Origin of the sequence: Paenibacillus sp. FSL R7-0652, assembly GCF_038595045.1 — a bacterium.
GTDB lineage: Bacteria > Bacillota > Bacilli > Paenibacillales > Paenibacillaceae > Paenibacillus.
Genome location: NZ_CP152001.1, coordinates 80,208 through 98,329, shown reverse-complemented (window position 1 = coordinate 98,329; position 18,122 = coordinate 80,208). Strand labels below are relative to the sequence as shown.

General features: G+C 47.7%; 12 protein-coding genes, 1 tRNA gene and 3 rRNA genes. 1 reads left to right on the top strand and 15 read right to left on the bottom strand.

What is annotated here, in order from left to right:
- Positions 1-102: 102 nt before the first annotated feature.
- The 13 genes from MKY97_RS00450 to MKY97_RS00390 all read right to left on the bottom strand — a co-directional run bounded on the left by MKY97_RS00450 (position 103) and on the right by MKY97_RS00390 (position 14,284).
- Positions 103-255, bottom strand: a complete 153-nt coding sequence (locus MKY97_RS00450; RefSeq protein ID WP_342553640.1) for a small acid-soluble spore protein P — start codon at positions 253-255, stop codon at positions 103-105.
- Between the two features lie 22 nt (positions 256-277).
- Positions 278-454: a hypothetical protein gene (locus tag MKY97_RS00445; protein WP_342553639.1), complete on the bottom strand. Its 177-nt coding sequence runs from the start codon at positions 452-454 to the stop codon at positions 278-280.
- A gap of 24 nt (positions 455-478) precedes the next feature.
- Positions 479-820: a hypothetical protein gene (locus tag MKY97_RS00440; RefSeq protein ID WP_342553638.1), complete on the bottom strand. Its 342-nt coding sequence runs from the start codon at positions 818-820 to the stop codon at positions 479-481.
- A gap of 134 nt (positions 821-954) precedes the next feature.
- Positions 955-1,043, bottom strand: a tRNA-Ser gene (locus MKY97_RS00435).
- A gap of 199 nt (positions 1,044-1,242) precedes the next feature.
- Positions 1,243-2,526 carry a serine--tRNA ligase gene (gene serS / locus MKY97_RS00430; protein WP_342553637.1) on the bottom strand — a complete coding sequence of 428 codons (1,284 nt, stop codon included), beginning with the start codon at positions 2,524-2,526 and terminating at the stop codon, positions 1,243-1,245.
- Between the two features lie 296 nt (positions 2,527-2,822).
- Positions 2,823-3,401: a pyridoxal 5'-phosphate synthase glutaminase subunit PdxT gene (pdxT, locus tag MKY97_RS00425; RefSeq protein WP_342553636.1), complete on the bottom strand. Its 579-nt coding sequence runs from the start codon at positions 3,399-3,401 to the stop codon at positions 2,823-2,825.
- Between the two features lie 17 nt (positions 3,402-3,418).
- Positions 3,419-4,300 (bottom strand): pyridoxal 5'-phosphate synthase lyase subunit PdxS, encoded by an 882-nt coding sequence (gene pdxS, locus MKY97_RS00420; RefSeq protein WP_062329598.1) that lies wholly within the window; start codon positions 4,298-4,300, stop codon positions 3,419-3,421.
- Between the two features lie 243 nt (positions 4,301-4,543).
- The gene (locus MKY97_RS00415) at positions 4,544-5,932 is read right to left on the bottom strand and encodes a D-alanyl-D-alanine carboxypeptidase family protein (RefSeq protein ID WP_342553635.1); all 1,389 of its coding nucleotides are present in this window, start codon (positions 5,930-5,932) and stop codon (positions 4,544-4,546) included.
- 420 nt (positions 5,933-6,352) lie between these two features.
- The gene (gene guaB / locus MKY97_RS00410; protein ID WP_342553634.1) at positions 6,353-7,810 is read right to left on the bottom strand and encodes an IMP dehydrogenase; all 1,458 of its coding nucleotides are present in this window, start codon (positions 7,808-7,810) and stop codon (positions 6,353-6,355) included.
- 359 nt (positions 7,811-8,169) lie between these two features.
- Positions 8,170-8,286: ribosomal RNA gene (rrf, locus tag MKY97_RS00405) — 5S ribosomal RNA — on the bottom strand.
- A 96-nt stretch (positions 8,287-8,382) separates the two neighbouring features.
- A 23S ribosomal RNA gene (locus tag MKY97_RS00400) occupies positions 8,383-11,326 on the bottom strand.
- Positions 11,327-11,717: 391 nt separating this feature from the next.
- Positions 11,718-13,272: ribosomal RNA gene (locus MKY97_RS00395) — 16S ribosomal RNA — on the bottom strand.
- The 16S, 23S and 5S rRNA genes sit together here, the layout of an rRNA operon.
- 463 nt (positions 13,273-13,735) lie before the next feature.
- On the bottom strand, positions 13,736-14,284 hold the full coding sequence (locus MKY97_RS00390; protein ID WP_342553633.1) for a hypothetical protein: 549 nt from the start codon (positions 14,282-14,284) through the stop codon (positions 13,736-13,738).
- 88 nt (positions 14,285-14,372) lie between these two features.
- On the opposite strand from MKY97_RS00390, the gene MKY97_RS00385 reads away from it, so the two are divergent.
- Complete coding sequence (locus tag MKY97_RS00385; RefSeq protein WP_342553632.1) at positions 14,373-14,963, top strand: TetR/AcrR family transcriptional regulator; 591 nt, start codon at positions 14,373-14,375, stop codon at positions 14,961-14,963.
- A gap of 107 nt (positions 14,964-15,070) precedes the next feature.
- Here MKY97_RS00385 and MKY97_RS00380 read toward each other — a convergent pair whose 3' ends face one another.
- Both MKY97_RS00380 and lysS read right to left on the bottom strand, forming a co-directional pair.
- Complete coding sequence (locus MKY97_RS00380) at positions 15,071-16,408, bottom strand: TrkH family potassium uptake protein (RefSeq protein ID WP_342553631.1); 1,338 nt, start codon at positions 16,406-16,408, stop codon at positions 15,071-15,073.
- Between the two features lie 160 nt (positions 16,409-16,568).
- The gene (gene lysS, locus MKY97_RS00375; RefSeq protein ID WP_342553630.1) at positions 16,569-18,080 is read right to left on the bottom strand and encodes a lysine--tRNA ligase; all 1,512 of its coding nucleotides are present in this window, start codon (positions 18,078-18,080) and stop codon (positions 16,569-16,571) included.
- Positions 18,081-18,122 lie beyond the last annotated feature (42 nt).

Genomic DNA, 18,122 nt, shown 5'->3' with positions numbered 1-18,122 from the left:
ATGTATGAATACGCAAAAGCCCCCTGTTAGGTAACAAGGGACTTTCAAAAAGATTTCGTTCGGTATGGTTTGCTGCTTGTATTAGGCAGTAATATGGGCTGGTTATCCTTCTGGATTCAAATGATCCACATGGTTTTGATTTTTCACCTTTTTGGAACCGGACAGTGGCTCCTGCATGGATGAATGCTTGGAAGATTGACGATGCTGACGATTATCCTGAGCTTCCGGTACAGGAATGGATTTCGGTTTACTCATAAATGCACCTCCTCATCTTAGGTTAGGAATGGGATGGGTTTCTATCTTCTGTTTTATCATGATTTAATGCATCCTGATGGCGTCGATCATTGGAATCTTGCTGTATTTGCTGCGCATGATGACTGTTAACTCCAGTCTGTTCAAGATCTTCAATAACATTTTGCAGGTTTTTATCAACACCTGATTTAGTTTTAGTCATTCCAGTCCACTCCTTCAGCTTGATTCAAGGTTTCGTAATCGATTGCAGGGACTGGGCACATTCGTGAATGTGCCTGGTGTAGTCATGCGCCAGTTCCTGAATCGGTTCTGTACGCTCATCTGTCGTCCGCCCGTCCCGTTCTACGTCTACCAGTTCAACACTCACCTCACGGGAGTCCACATATTGGCATTTAAAATCAAAGGAGTACATATCGTGCCCTGCCGTCGCAATGTGTATCCGAAGGGCCTGTTCATCAGCCTCATCAGCCATGACCTGTGCCTGATCACCCACATTCAAGACTTGGGGTAAACGATCCTGCCATGCGCCTACAAGTTCGTTCTGATTGATGTTTAACTCGCGGTTCATTTTAACCACCTCCACTTCTATAACCTGCGGAGATGAAGCCGTTTTTATGCAGCCGAGTCTTCACTCTTTTGCTGTAAAAGAAATCAAAAAAGGACCCGAGCTAAGTCACTCGAATCCTTATTATAAGTGTAGTATGGCGGAGAGGGTGGGATTCGAACCCACGTGGGCTTGCACCCTAACGGTTTTCAAGACCGCCCCGTTATGACCGCTTCGGTACCTCTCCAAATATTCATTTTATAAACTTGCCACGAAAATTATCATACCATAGATTCATAAACGTATGCAAGCTTTTTTACTTTATTTTTTATGAGGGATGATTCCTCTTTCTACCATCACCTTAATACATCATTTGTTCCGCCTATCTCCTGACAATGACAGACGGATTCAAATGATGATCTCAGCATACTATACGATCACTGCTGTTATCCCCGACGAGCGATGAGTTCAATCCCGCCCATGTAAGGACGCAGCGCTTCCGGAATAATTACCGTGCCATCTTCCTGCTGATAGTTCTCCAGAATAGCTGCTACCGTACGTCCTACAGCCAGTCCTGAACCGTTCAGCGTGTGCACGAATTCAGGTTTTGCCTTAGGCTCTCTGCGGAAACGAATATTGGCGCGACGTGCCTGGAAGTCTTCACAGTTGGAGCAGGATGAAATCTCGCGATATGTGCTGCTTTCTGGGAGCCATACCTCGATATCGTACGTTTTGGCAGAAGTGAAGCCCATATCTGCTGTACAGAGCGTCAACACGCGGTAAGGCAGTCCCAGCAGCTGTAGTACGCGCTCTGCATTCTGTGTCATTTTCTCCAGCTCATCATATGATGTCTCCGGTGTAGACAATTTAAGCAGCTCTACCTTGTTGAACTGATGCTGACGAATCAAGCCGCGAGTATCCCGTCCAGCCGAGCCAGCTTCAGAACGGAAACATGAGCTGTAAGCCACAAAATGTTTTGGCAGATCATCTACATTCAAAATCTCTTCACGGTGATAGTTCGTTACCGGAACTTCTGCTGTTGGAATCAGATAGTACTCGGTATCTCTAAGTTTGAACAAATCCTCTTCAAACTTCGGCAGCTGTCCTGTTCCAAACAAGCTGTCCCGATTCACAATATATGGAGGCAAAATCTCTTCATATCCGTGCTGATCACTATGCAGGTCCATCATGAAGTTGATCAGTGCACGCTCCAGACGCGCTCCAAGCCCTTTGTAAAAGGTAAAACGGGAACCGGTTACTTTGGCTGCCGCTTCGAAATCCAGGATATCCAGCTCCTGTGCAATCTCCCAGTGTGCTTTTGGCGTGAAGGAGAATGATTTGGGTTCTTCCCAGCGACGAATCTCAACGTTGTCCTCTTCGGATGTACCTACAGGTACACTCTCATTAGGGATGTTAGGAATCGCCATCGTTAGATCATTAATTTTAACCTCAAGCTCACGTACTTCTTCATCCATCGCTTTGATGCGATCTGATACCTCACGCATTTCAACAATAAGATCATCTGCGTTCTCGCGATTCTTCTTCAACCGGGCTACCTCTGCGGACACCGTGTTGCGGCGGCTCTTCAGATTTTCACTCTCCTGAAGCAGCTCCCGGCGCTTGGCATCCAACTCGGTAAATCCAGCAATCAGATCGAGCGATTTGCCGCGGTTATTCAATGCTTCTTCTACTCGTGCATATTCATTCCGCAATATTTTAACATCAAGCACTTCGTACCCCTCCTAATAAACCTGCAATATAGAATATCGGGCTTCTTGTCAGTCCCGAACTCGAAACTTTTACTAAAATGAACGATTCACCTATTATAACCTACTCCATACCGATAACCGAAAAAACAACCTATGTCCCCAGGTCTGCCCTCTGCCGCAATTCCCGCTATGCAGCAGTTACAAGCAACATGAGGCATCCGTTCAGATGCAGCTGCCACAGCAGCCTAGGACAGACAGCTGGGGAGTGATCCGATGACCGGGAGATCATAGGTTGTACATCATACTTTATTTACTACTTACGATTGCTTATATGCTTTGGCCATATCTACAAAGTAAGCATGCAGACGATAGTCATCCGTTAACTCTGGATGGTAAGAGCAAGCCAGTAAATGTCCCTGACGTGCTGTAACAATCTCATCTTTGTAAGTTGACAGAACCTCGACCTGGTCGCCAACACTCTCAATCAATGGAGCTCGTATGAATACAGCTCGTACGGTTTCATCAATGCCTTTGACAGGCAGGTCTGTCTCAAAACTTTCTCTCTGTCTTCCAAATGCATTACGGGATACGGTCATATCCATAAGCTCCAGATGAGCTTCTTCCTGACCCTGAATGCACTTCGCCATAACAATCAGACCTGCACAGGTACCGAACACGGGCTTCCCCTCAGCCGCAAATGCACGAATGGCTTCCAAAAATCCATACTTGCGCATCAGCTTGCCAATCGTTGTACTCTCTCCACCCGGCAGGATCAGACCATCCAGATGCTCTAACTGCTCAACCTGCTTGATGGCTATACCTTCAGCTCCAGCACGCTCCACGCTCTTTATATGCTCTGTAACAGCACCCTGCAGTGCCAGAACGCCAATCTTCATCTATTATTCCCCTTCTCTTACCAGCCGCGATCCTGCATACGCTCGGAAGGTGCAAGTTTGGAAATTTCGATACCTTTCATTGGTGCTCCCAGATTTTTGGAGACCTCGGCAATCAATTTATAATCTGTGTAGTGAGTTGTTGCTTCCACAATCGCACGAGCAAACTTCTCCGGGCTGTCTGACTTGAAAATACCGGAACCTACGAACACGCCATCTGCCCCAAGGTGCATCATAAGCGCTGCATCTGCCGGAGTTGCTACGCCGCCCGCTGCAAAGTTAACTACTGGCAGTTTTCCGTTCTCATGTACATCAAGCAAAAGCTCGTATGCAACACCAAGGTTCTTTGCTTCTGCATACAGCTCGTCCTTCGACATATTGGTTACTTTACGAATCTGGCTGTTGATGAAACGCATATGGCGTACTGCTTCAACAATGTTGCCTGTTCCCGGCTCGCCTTTTGTACGAATCATAGATGCACCTTCACCGATCCGGCGAAGAGCTTCACCCAGGTCTTTTGCTCCACATACAAACGGTACAGTGAACTCATGTTTATCAATATGGAATACTTCATCCGCAGGAGTCAGTACTTCACTCTCATCCAGGTAATCGACACCCAGTGACTCAAGCACTTTAGCCTCTACATAGTGACCAATACGCGCTTTTGCCATAACAGGAATTGTTACAACCTTCATTACTTCCTCAACAATAGTTGGATCAGCCATACGTGCGACCCCACCTGCTGCACGAATATCGGAAGGAACACGCTCAAGTGCCATTACTGCTGTTGCACCTGCTGCTTCCGCAATTTTAGCCTGCTCAGCGTTCATGACGTCCATGATTACGCCGCCTTTTTGCATTTCAGCCATACCTCTTTTAACGCGTGATGTTCCCGTTTCCATATTCCAAGCCCCCCGTAGTGTATGTGTTTTCTCTCATTTTCAACAAGCGTAATACTGCTTTTATTCAGATGAAAGAATGGTATACTTTTATGCTCTAATACGTAGAATTCTAACTTGATATTTTACCGGAAAAATTGTAAATATACAATCCACTCATGCAGTATTAGTTTGTATTTTATGAACAATTAACTGCCCAAGCCCCTGCTGAAGGGGAGCTTTTTGTTTCAATATGACCATTCTCGGTTAAAACAAGTTTTTAATTCCGTCGAACAGATCAATGAAGAAATCTTTAATTGCACGGAAGAAGAGACGGAACCAACCGCCCTTTTCGGCCTCTTCAGCTGTAATCAGATTTACCGTTTTTTCCTGGGGCTCCATTCCCTCTGCCTTGTAAGTGTACGTTACCGTGCCTACCTTAGTACCCGCCTTGATTGGGGCAACCAGCTTGTCTGCTTCGGTTACACTTGCTTTGAATGTTACATCCAGGTTTTGAGTGCCTTTGGGTACAACAAAGCTCACTGCATTATCGGTTACGACAGGAACTGTCGTCTCTTTCCCTTTTTTCAACGGTACCGTTTCCCAGCCTGTGACTTTGGTTTTGCCTGCAACAGCCTGTTTTACTTCAAAATGATCAAAGCCGTAGTCCAACACCTTTTTGGTCTCTCTAAAACGTGCAGATTCGGAGTCTGTACCCATAACTACACTGATCAAACGCATGCCGTTACGCTCAGCTGTACCCGTAAAGTTATTGCCCGCATTGCTTGTGTGGCCTGTTTTCATCCCATCCAGACCTTCATATGCGTAGCTTTTGAAGTTGGTTATATTTTTATTCGCTTCCAGCATCCAGTTATAGTTGATGATTGGTGCCTTGTCATTAGGACGGAACTTGTAAGATTGAATCGTCGTAAAATCTTTGTAGTCCGGATGATCCTTGACAATGTATCTGCACAGAATAGCAGCATCCAAAGCGGACATCACCGTTTCCTTGTCTTCTGCCGGACGGAACTCCGCTGGCATATCTGCACGATCCAGACCTGTAGAGTTAATGAAGTGGGTATCCTTCATGCCCATCCGTTTCGCTTCTTCATTCATCATTTTCACGAATTCTGCTTCCGAACCCGCAACATACTCAGCCAATGCCACCGTAGCATCGTTTGCTGATCCAACAGCCATAGCGATATACAGATCCTTCACCGTGTGTTTGTCACCTTCAGCGAGGAAAATACGTGAGCCGATACTCTTAGCTGCGTTCTTACTAACCTCAACTACAGTATCCCAGCCAAACTTCCCTTGTTTAACCTGCTCAGCAACGATGTACTCTGTCATCATCTTGGTCATGCTTGCTGGAGGCTTTGCCTTATCTGCATCAACTGACAACAAGACTTGACCTGTGGAGGCTTCCATCAGCACTGCTGATTCTACATCAAGCCCAAGCGAGTCAGCCGCTGGAATTTTCACCGCTTTTGCTGTGGATTTTGCTGCTGCGGCTGCTGTCAAAACCTGACTGGAGTTGTCCGCCGCCGCCATTACGGGCATTACTGCAGACATGCAAAGCATGTTAAGGAGCATAACCGAGGCTGCGCTCTTTTTGAGGATATGACGTTTCTTCTTATTCATGTGTTTGGCTTTCAATGATGAATACTCCCTTCGATCCGAAGCTTCTGGATGAGATGCCCCGGTGCAGCTTATACTGCGTTTTCTTAAACCCTGTCATTGTGATATTAGATGTGTATATGTCTCTGCTATATGCACTGTATTAGAATAAGCAAATTGTTTGCTTAAACGTTCAGTTCGATTGTCAGTTCGTTCGCATCTTGCCGCATGCTTATGTAATTGGACATCGGCTTTTACTGCAGCGGGATCAGCCATATCTGGCTTTCTTCGTTCACCCAACAAACCTTCTAGGGATCACGTCAAAAAATCGCCGCAACGCCCAGATCCGTCGTTGGACCGTAACCGCTTGTTCTATTCTATCACAGGGGTATCCGCAAAAAAAGACAAGCTCGGCGAAAATCGCCGAGCTTGTCCTGGAAATCATTAACTCTCTTCGGATTACAACGAGTAGTTAGGTGCTTCTTTGGTAATCTGCACATCATGCGGGTGGCTCTCACGAAGTCCAGCACCTGTAATACGGATAAAGCTTGTATCATTTCGCAGCTGATCCAAATTGCTCGTTCCGCAGTATCCCATACCCGAACGCAGGCCACCGATCAACTGATGAATGGTATCAGACAACGGACCTTTGTAAGCTACACGGCCCTCGATACCTTCAGGCACCAGTTTTTTGTCGTCGTCTTGGAAGTAACGATCTTTACTACCTTGTTTCATTGCACTCATGGAACCCATACCACGATACACTTTGAAGCGACGTCCTTGATAGATCTCTGATTCACCTGGGCTTTCCTCCGTACCTGCGAACAAACTTCCCAGCATAACTGCGTGAGCACCAGCAGCGATAGCCTTAGTGATCTCACCTGAGTATTTGATACCACCGTCAGCGATAATCGGCACACCGTATTCACGTGCTACAGTAGCACAGTCATATACCGCTGTGACTTGCGGAACACCAATTCCTGCAATAACACGAGTTGTACAGATCGAACCCGGACCGATTCCGACCTTCACGACCGAGGCTCCAGCTTCAATTAAATCACGAGTTGCTTCACCAGTAGCAACGTTACCAGCAACAATGGTTAACTCAGGGAAACGTTCGCGAAGCTGACGTACCGCATCGATGATGTTAATATGGTGTCCGTGGGCAGAGTCTACAGTGATTAAGTCAACCCCAGCTTGTACCAGAGCGTCAGCACGCTCAAATGTATCTTTGGAGATACCTATCGCAGCACCAACCAAAAGACGACCGTGCGCGTCCTTAGCAGCTTTAGGGAATTGAATTGCTTTTTCAATATCTTTAATGGTAATAAGACCTTTTAATGTGTTGGACTCATCTACCAATGGAAGTTTCTCAATTTTATGCTTCTGCAAAATACCCTCTGCCTCTTGCAGTGTTGTGCCAACAGGGGCTGTAACAAGGTTCTCACGAGTCATAACCTCACTGATCTTAATGCTGTAATCATGAATGAAACGCAAGTCACGATTTGTAAGGATTCCTACGAGCTTTTGGTCCCCTTCAACAATGGGCACACCAGAGATCCGGTATTTTGCCATAACCTCTTCAGCATCAGATACCAGATGTTCAGCCGTCAATGAGAAAGGATTCGTAATAACACCACTCTCCGAGCGCTTAACTCGATCTACTTCTTCGGCTTGTTGTTCAACCGACATATTTTTATGAATAATACCAATACCGCCTTCACGTGCAATGGCAATCGCCAGTGTCGCCTCAGTAACAGTATCCATCCCTGCGCTGATCAAAGGAATGTTCAATTTGACATTATCGCTCAAACGAACAGATACATCTACTTCTTTTGGCAGTGTCTCGGATTTCCGCGGCACTAGCAATACATCATCAAAGGTGAAGCCTTCTTTACCAAATTTATCTTCCCACACGCAAGTGTTCCTCCTTATGTTTGCTCAGCTTTACGGACCAAAACCCGAAGATTCCAGGCTGTATTTTATGCCGAAAATTCGTTTTCTGAAAATATATTATTGTCCATCTTAGCAAAGCGATATTTGAAATGTCAAGGGAAACTCCTTGAAACAATCAGGTGTATTCCCTCTTGTATACAACTGTATGCGTTGTGTGGACACAATCCGGGTATATAACAAAAAAGCGCCCTTTCATCTGATCGGTACGCATGCTTTCAATGTGTTTGTAATTAAGTTTTCCTAAAATGCCTTCTTTTATGTTCATCAATTATAGTACACAAATAAAAACCACCACCGAACATCATCGGCAGTGGTTCTTTGCTTGGCGGCGTCCTACTCTCCCAGGACCCTGCGGTCCAAGTACCATCGGCGCTAGAGGGCTTAACGGTCGTGTTCGGGATGGGTACGTGTGGAACCCCTCCGCCATCGCCACCAAACGCGATTGGATCGAAGCATAGCTTCTTCCATTCATCAGAGTGATTGTTCTCTGAAAACTAGATTCGAAACGAAACTCACGCGACTCGAACTTGCTATTGGATAAGCCCTCGACCGATTAGTACTGGTCAGCTCCATGCATTGCTGCACTTCCACCCCCAGCCTATCTACCTCGTCGTCTTCAAGGGGTCTTACATACTGGGAAATCTCATCTTGAGGGGGGCTTCACGCTTAGATGCTTTCAGCGCTTATCCCGTCCGTACATAGCTACCCAGCGGTGCTCCTGGCGGAACAACTGGTACACCAGCGGTACGTCCATCCCGGTCCTCTCGTACTAAGGACAGCTCCTCTCAAATTTCCTACGCCCACGACAGATAGGGACCGAACTGTCTCACGACGTTCTGAACCCAGCTCGCGTACCGCTTTAATGGGCGAACAGCCCAACCCTTGGGACCTACTTCAGCCCCAGGATGCGATGAGCCGACATCGAGGTGCCAAACCTCCCCGTCGATGTGGACTCTTGGGGGAGATAAGCCTGTTATCCCCAGGGTAGCTTTTATCCGTTGAGCGATGGCCCTTCCATGCGGTACCACCGGATCACTAAGCCCGACTTTCGTCCCTGCTCGACTTGTAGGTCTCGCAGTCAAGCTCCCTTATGCCTTTGCACTCTTCGAATGATTTCCAACCATTCTGAGGGAACCTTTGGGCGCCTCCGTTACTCTTTAGGAGGCGACCGCCCCAGTCAAACTGCCCACCTGACACTGTCCCCGTACCCGCTAAGGGCACCAGGTTAGAACCTAGATACGATCAGGGTGGTATCCCAACGGTGCCTCCACACAAGCTGGCGCTCATGCTTCAAAGGCTCCCACCTATCCTGTACAGATCGTACCCAAATTCAATATCAAGCTGCAGTAAAGCTCCATGGGGTCTTTCCGTCTTGTCGCGGGTAACCTGCATCTTCACAGGTATTAAAATTTCACCGGATCTCTCGTTGAGACAGCGCCCAAGTCGTTACGCCATTCGTGCGGGTCAGAATTTACCTGACAAGGAATTTCGCTACCTTAGGACCGTTATAGTTACGGCCGCCGTTTACTGGGGCTTCGGTTCACAGCTTCGGATTGCTCCTAACCACTCCCCTTAACCTTCCAGCACCGGGCAGGCGTCAGCCCGTATACTTCGCCTTACGGCTTCGCACAGACCTGTGTTTTTGCTAAACAGTCGCTTGGGCCTTTTCACTGCGGCCCCCTCGTGCTATTCACACTACCGGGGCACCCCTTCTCCCGAAGTTACGGGGTCATTTTGCCGAGTTCCTTAACGAGAGTTCTTCCGCGCGCCTTAGAATTCTCTTCTCGCCTACCTGTGTCGGTTTGCGGTACGGGCACCTTCATCTGGCTAGAGGCTTTTCTTGGCAGTGTGAGATCATGACCTTCGCTACTGTAATTTTCACTCCCCATCACAGCTCAGCCTTATGATGTGCGGATTTGCCTACACATCAGCCTTACTGCTTGGACAGGCATCCATCAGCCTGCGTCACTACCCTACTGCGTCCCCCCATCGCTCGTAACGATTTACGGTGGTACAGGAATTTCGACCTGTTGTCCTTCGACTACGCCTTTCGGCCTCGCCTTAGGTCCCGACTTACCCTGAGCGGACGAGCCTTCCTCAGGAACCCTTAGGCTTTCGGCGGATCAGATTCTCACTGATCTTTTCGTTACTCATACCGGCATTCTCACTTGTATGCTCTCCAGCGCTCCTTACGGTACACCTTCAACGTACATACAACGCTCCCCTACCCCTGATGCAAAGCATCAAGCCATAGCTTCGGTGGTGTGTTTAGCCCCGTTACATTTTCGGCGCAGAGTCACTCGACCAGTGAGCTATTACGCACTCTTTCAATGATGGCTGCTTCTAAGCCAACATCCTGGTTGTCTGTGCAACTCCACATCCTTTCCCACTTAACACACACTTGGGGACCTTAGCTGATGGTCTGGGCTGTTTCCCTTTTGACAATGGATCTTAGCACTCACTGTCTGACTCCCGGAAGTAAGTCTATGGCATTCGGAGTTTGACTGAGCTTGGTAACCCTTGCGGGCCCCGCACCCAATCAGTGCTCTACCTCCACGACTCTGTTTTCCGAGGCTAGCCCTAAAGCTATTTCGGGGAGAACCAGCTATCTCCGAGTTCGATTGGAATTTCTCCGCTACCCCCACCTCATCCCCGCACTTTTCAACGTGCGTGGGTTCGGGCCTCCAGTGCGTGTTACCGCACCTTCACCCTGGACAGGGGTAGATCACCCGGTTTCGGGTCTACGTCCACGTACTATGTCGCCCTATTCAGACTCGCTTTCGCTGCGGCTCCGGCTCTTCACCTTAACCTTGCACGGGAACGTAACTCGCCGGTTCATTCTACAAAAGGCACGCCATCACCCTGTTGACGAACAAGTTCGCAACATAGGGCTCTGACTTTTTGTAAGCACACGGTTTCAGGTTCTATTTCACTCCCCTTCCGGGGTGCTTTTCACCTTTCCCTCACGGTACTGCTTCACTATCGGTCGCTAGGAAGTATTTAGCCTTGGCAGATGGTCCTGCCGGATTCATACGGGGTTTCACGTGCCCCGCACTACTCGGGATCCGTCTCGGAGAGAATCAACTTTCAATTACAGGGCTTTTACCTTCTTTGGCGGGCCTTTCCAGACCTCTTCGTTTAACTGACTCCTTTGTAACTCCATGTGAGACGTCCCACAACCCCAAAGAGCAAGCTCTTTGGTTTGGGCTTCTCCGCGTTCGCTCGCCGCTACTGACGGAATCACTATTGTTTTCTCTTCCTCAGGGTACTTAGATGTTTCAGTTCCCCTGGTATGCCTCTGCACAACCTATGTATTCAGTTGTGAGTAACTGGATATTACCCCAGCTGGGTTTCCCCATTCGGACATCCCCGGATCAAAGCTTGCTTACAGCTCCCCGAGGCAGTATCGTTGTTCGCCACGTCCTTCATCGGCTCCTAGCGCCTAGGCATCCTCCGTGTGCTCTTAGCAGCTTAACCAGTTCGCTCGTGTTCGAGCTGTCGCTCCCCTTGTTTTGAACTTTGTTCAAAGCCAAAAGTCGCTCCATTTCGATCACTCGCTCCAGCAATCTACCTTAAAAACACTTTCACTTGTTGACACAAGTTCAGCTCGGATGATTGTTGTTCGGTTACTTGAACCGAGCCAGCATTCATCCCTAAAAGGAATGTTCTAATTCGCGTTTGTTTCGTTTCGATATCTAGTTTTCAAAGAACAAATCGGTTTCTTCGGGCCGTTCACCATCGGTGTCCGTCGAAAAAACGAGATGATTGAGAGTTTGAGCTCTCAAAACTGAGCAACGAGTGAGCAACTAGCCGACCTGGCTAGATTTTAAATTTGAATGTCTTCATTGCAGAAGACGATTCTCCATAGAAAGGAGGTGATCCAGCCGCACCTTCCGATACGGCTACCTTGTTACGACTTCACCCCAATCATCTATCCCACCTTCGGCGGCTGGCTCCTTGCGGTTACCCCACCGACTTCGGGTGTTATAAACTCTCGTGGTGTGACGGGCGGTGTGTACAAGACCCGGGAACGTATTCACCGCGGCATGCTGATCCGCGATTACTAGCAATTCCGACTTCATGCAGGCGAGTTGCAGCCTGCAATCCGAACTGAGACCGGCTTTTTAGGATTGGTTCCACCTCGCGGCTTCACTGCCCGTTGTACCGGCCATTGTAGTACGTGTGTAGCCCAGGTCATAAGGGGCATGATGATTTGACGTCATCCCCACCTTCCTCCGGTTTGTCACCGGCAGTCACCTTAGAGTGCCCACCCGAAGTGCTGGCAACTAAGATCAAGGGTTGCGCTCGTTGCGGGACTTAACCCAACATCTCACGACACGAGCTGACGACAACCATGCACCACCTGTCTCAACTTTCCCCGAAGGGCACCTAACGCATCTCTGCCTCGTTAGTTGGATGTCAAGACCTGGTAAGGTTCTTCGCGTTGCTTCGAATTAAACCACATACTCCACTGCTTGTGCGGGTCCCCGTCAATTCCTTTGAGTTTCAGTCTTGCGACCGTACTCCCCAGGCGGAATGCTTAATGTGTTAACTTCGGCACCAAGGGTATCGAAACCCCTAACACCTAGCATTCATCGTTTACGGCGTGGACTACCAGGGTATCTAATCCTGTTTGCTCCCCACGCTTTCGCGCCTCAGCGTCAGTTACAGCCCAGAGAGTCGCCTTCGCCACTGGTGTTCCTCCACATCTCTACGCATTTCACCGCTACACGTGGAATTCCACTCTCCTCTTCTGCACTCAAGTCACGCAGTTTCCAGTGCGATCCGGGGTTGAGCCCCGGGATTAAACACCAGACTTACATGACCGCCTGCGCGCGCTTTACGCCCAATAATTCCGGACAACGCTTGCCCCCTACGTATTACCGCGGCTGCTGGCACGTAGTTAGCCGGGGCTTTCTTCTCAGGTACCGTCACCTTGAGAGCAGTTACTCTCCCAAGCGTTCTTCCCTGGCAACAGAGCTTTACGATCCGAAAACCTTCATCACTCACGCGGCATTGCTCCGTCAGGCTTTCGCCCATTGCGGAAGATTCCCTACTGCTGCCTCCCGTAGGAGTCTGGGCCGTGTCTCAGTCCCAGTGTGGCCGATCACCCTCTCAGGTCGGCTACGCATCGTCGCCTTGGTGAGCCGTTACCCCACCAACTAGCTAATGCGCCGCAGGCCCATCCCCAAGTGACAGATTGCTCCGTCTTTCCAGTTTCCTTCAGGCGAAGAAAACAAGTATTCGGTATTAGCTACCGTTTCCGGTAGTTGTCCCAAGCTTGAGGGCAGGTTGCCTACGTGTTACTCACCCGTCCGCCGCTAACCATCCGAGAAGCAAGCTTCTCTTCAAGTCCGCTCGACTTGCATGTATTAGGCATGCCGCCAGCGTTCGTCCTGAGCCAGGATCAAACTCTCCAATAAAGATGAATTTCGTCAGCGTAGTTAAACACTGTGAAACTCATCGGGGTATTGAAAAGAGCGAATAGCTCATTTTGAATCTGACGAGATTAAAAATCTCATTGTTGATCTTGCAAGCAAGATCATTACTCACTCGTTGTTCAGTTTTCAAAGATCAAACTTGTTTCATCACTGAATTTCTTTCGCTTCAGTAACTTTTATATCATATCATTTCCGAACCGACTTTGCAAGCTCTTTTTTTAAGTTTCTTTCGAAGCTTAATGTTATTTGCTTGTCCACTGTGTAAGCTGTGTTTTCTTGGCCGGAATTAGAATATACCATGTGTAGAATATGAATGCAAGTCTTTTTTACCCTGACATAGAAATTCTAAATCTCGTCTTAAAACCTCTGTCTTCACAGTGGACTTTTTCACCCTAAGATTGAGCATTAGCTGATACGTAAATATCCTACCTCTTCTTTATTAGCATTATCCTATATTTTTAGCAGGCGCCTTTTTTGGCCACAAGCTGTAGCTGAAACTAATTAAGAAATCGATGCCCAGCACCAAGCCCCATACACGAATCAAACCTGTAAACACCTCTGTCCGAGCAGCGTCACCGATCCAGATTATGATGAGATAAAGTATCGCACTTCCTATACTCCAAGCCAAAAGATGCCTAATCCAACCCATACGCTCGTTCCTGGCATGTTCTCTTCCATACAGTTTATTCTTTCTAGGATTCTCTCCCCCTCTGAACCAGTATTGAAAGTAACGGTCTGCCCAAGCAATCATCTGATGTCCAAAGGCAATACTTACTCCTACGTAAATTGCCGCTATGCCATGAACCATACTCGCCTCAGCTCCGCGCTGGAGATCGATTACAGTGGCAATTAGCAGAAGGACATCAACGATCGGTGTAGCAGCCAACAGAGCCCATCCCAACCGCTTTTGGCCCAGCATATATCGTACGCTCAACCCTGCCGCAACAAAAACCCAGAAAGCAATCTCACATGCGATAATAAAATAAGCTATCATGACTGCACCCCCCTTAATATAATACACTTGTATTACATCCAATTTAACACGTTTGTACTATAATAATCAATAATGATATAATGAAGTCATGCCTAAAATTGTAGATCATGATAAACAGCGCGTGCTCGTGGCCGAAGCCGCATGGCGTATAATTCGAAAAAACGGTATGGAGCAGGCCTCCGTTCGGAATATCGCCGAAGAAGCCGGAATCTCGGTCGGTTCTATGCGTCACTACTTTTCCACTCAATCGGAGCTGCTGCTATTTGCAATGAATCTTGTATCGGAACGAGTTACGTCCCGGATTAAGCGCATGTCCTTTGATGGACACCCGATGGATAATATGAAGCAATTGCTGCTTGAATTCATGCCTAATACGGATGAGAAAATGGCTGAAATGGAGGTGTGGTACGCTTTTACTGCCAAATCCAAAACTGATCCAGCATTCAAAGAACTTGCTGACGCTGTCTATAATGATATTAGACGCGCTGTCGAGATGGCCATCATTACACTGACGGAGCTTAAGCTCTTCAGACCAGATCTGAATCAGGAACTCGAGATTGAACGGCTGTATGCCCTTATTGATGGCTTGGCTGTTCATGCTGTGCTTAGACCAGATCAGGTCAATGCTGACTTGATGGACGAAGCTCTCACACTACATCTAAATTCTCTATGCATATAAGCTATGAACCTCAATCATCCATGACACATAAAAAAACGCAGTACATTCAATGTCACTCCCTACTTTTCATATAAGGGATGTGCATACTGAATGGCTGCGTTTTTGTTTTATCCAATAATAATTCGGCCTTCCGGATGGCGATACAATTTCTTCTCCTTACGTGGACGAAGCGCATACGCTATCGTTAATGGCCCAATCCGACCAACAAACATGGTGAAGGTAATAATAATTTTGCCCCAATTGGTCATCTCATGGGTTACGCCCACCGAAAGACCAACCGTTCCAATAGCCGATGCCGCCTCAAACATCAGTGAAAGGAATGGTGCATCCTCTGTTGTAAGCAGGAGCATCACCACAACCATGAAGATACTGAGGGAAACCATAATAATGGTCAATGCTCTCATGAGCAGATCTTTCGGTACTCGCTGACGGAAGAAAACAATGTCCTTGTTTCCGCGAATCATGGCATATACTGCTCCTATCATAATCAGAAACGTGGTCGTTTTGATTCCCCCACCTGTCGAACCTGGAGAAGCCCCAATGAACATAAGCAGGATAAAGAAAAATTGAGTTGCCTGCCGCATCTGCGTGATATCAATAGTACTCGTTCCAGAAGAGCGTGTAGAGACAGATTGAAAGAACGATGCATATATCTTCTCGCTCCAGGTCAGTGAACCCAGCGTATGACCGTTCGTAAATTCAAAAATGAACAGCACTACTGCACCTATCCCGATCAGCGCACCTGATACAGACAGCACCAGTTTGGACTGCAAGGATAACCGCCGACGTTTGCGATATTCGAACAGGTCATTCAGAACAACAAAGCCAAGTCCGCCCGACACCACCAAAATTGAAGCTGTGACATTAAAAATCCAGTCTCCGGTATAGTATTGAAAGCTGTTGCCAAACAGATCAAATCCCCCGTTGTTAAACAAGGATACCGAATGAAAGATGCCATAGTAAACTGCCTGCATGAACGGCATCTCGGCTGCCCAGCGCAGCGCCAGAATAACTGCCGCCACTCCCTCAATGGTAAATGAAAAGATCAGAACTTTGCGGATAATTCGTACGATTCCCTCCATACTGTCTGCATTAATAGCTTCCTTCAGCAGCAGCCTGTCCTTAAGAGACAGCCTTTTACCCAGCACAAGTGCAAACAATGTGGCCATGGTCATGAAACCCAGCCCACCCAGCTGCATGAGAATCATAATGACAATCTGACCAAACAAATTAAAGGTTGCCCCTATGTCCACCACAACCAACCCCGTCACACATGCCGCAGAGGTAGCTGTAAAAAGAGCGTCGATAAAGGCTAGATGTGTACCGCTCTGATTGGCAAACGGCAGCATCAACAGCACCGTTCCGAAGGAAATAATCAGCAGGAAGCCGCCAACCAAAATTAACGGGGGAGATACAAACTTGGCGATGTGAAGCCTGAACTTCATGAAGGGCACCTCTTTTAACCAAAATAAAAATTTGAGCAGCTGTAACCCGCACTAACAACAATAGTTTGACTTGCCTATGTAAACCCAAAGAGGAACTTGCCCCAGCTTGAAGCAAGTGGCAGGTTCCTCTCCTATTATGAACGAAAACTACGTTCCTTATTTACTCTTGTGTACGTGGACGCATATGCGGGAAGAGCAGTACGTCACGAATAGATGGTGAATTGGTGAGCAACATGATCAGACGATCAATCCCGATTCCCAAACCACCTGTTGGCGGCATACCATACTCCAGTGCACGGATGAAGTCGTCATCCATCTCATGAGCCTCGTCATTACCATGCTCTTTTTCCAACATCTGTGCTTCAAAACGCTGACGCTGATCAATTGGATCATTCAGCTCAGTGAAAGCATTGGCATGCTCACGCCCAACGATAAACAACTCAAAGCGGTCCGTAAAGCGTGGATCTGCATCGCTTTTCTTCGCTAACGGTGATATTTCAAGTGGATGCCCCATAATGAATGTTGGCTGAATTAGTGTCTCTTCAACAAACTCTTCGAAGAAAGCGTTCAGGATATGGCCAAATGTCATATGCGGTTCAACTTTTACATTGTGCTCTTTGGCCAAGCTGTGAGCTTCCTCATCCGTCATATGAACGGAGAAGTCTACGCCAACCACTTCCTTAACAGCATCCACCATCGTTACGCGGCGCCATTGAGGCGTTAGATCAACTTCGTGATCTCCATACTGAATCACTTGTGTACCCAGCACTTCCTGCGCGATGTGAGCTACCAGGTTTTCAGTTAGAGCCATGATATCCTTGTAATCCGCATAAGCTTCATACAGCTCAATCATCGTAAATTCCGGATTGTGTCGTGTAGACATGCCTTCATTGCGGTATACACGGCCGATCTCATATACCTTTTCCAAACCGCCAACAATCAAACGTTTCAAGTGAAGTTCGATCGCAATCCGCATGTACAATTCCATATCAAGCGCATTGTGATGTGTAATGAACGGACGAGCCGCGGCACCACCTGCGATCGCATGAAGCGTTGGTGTCTCCACTTCAAGGTAGCCATGGGAGTCGAGGTAACGACGCATGGATTGAATGATTTTGGAACGCATAATGAAGGTCTGCTGCACATCAGGGTTCATGATCAGATCTACATAGCGCTGACGATAACGCAGTTCAACATCAGTCAGACCATGATATTTGTCTGGAAGTGGATACAGTGACTTCGACAGCACTTCCAGGTCTTTTACTTTAATGGTAGTCTCGCCTGTCTTGGTTTTGAACACAACACCGGTTACCCCGACGATATCCCCAAGATCAAGCAGACTAAATGCCGTAAACTTATCCTCTGGCACGCTATCCTGACGAACATAGATCTGGATTCGGCCGCTCAGGTCCTGAATATGTGCAAAGCTTGCTTTACCCATTCCCCGCTTCGCCATAATCCGTCCGGCAATACTGACTTCGATGTGCTTCTCTTCCAGCTCTTCCTTGGTCAGTTCTTCATATTTCTTCAGAATGGAGCCGGCTTCTTCGGTACGTACGTATTTTTGGCCAAATGGGTCGATCCCCAAGCTGCGGAGCTCGTCCAATTTGTCGCGGCGAATCTGTAACAGCTCGCTAAGTTCGGTTTCCTGATTCAAGACTTCATCCGTCATGATCTGTATTCATCTCCTTATTTACATTGCAGCCGTGAGTAA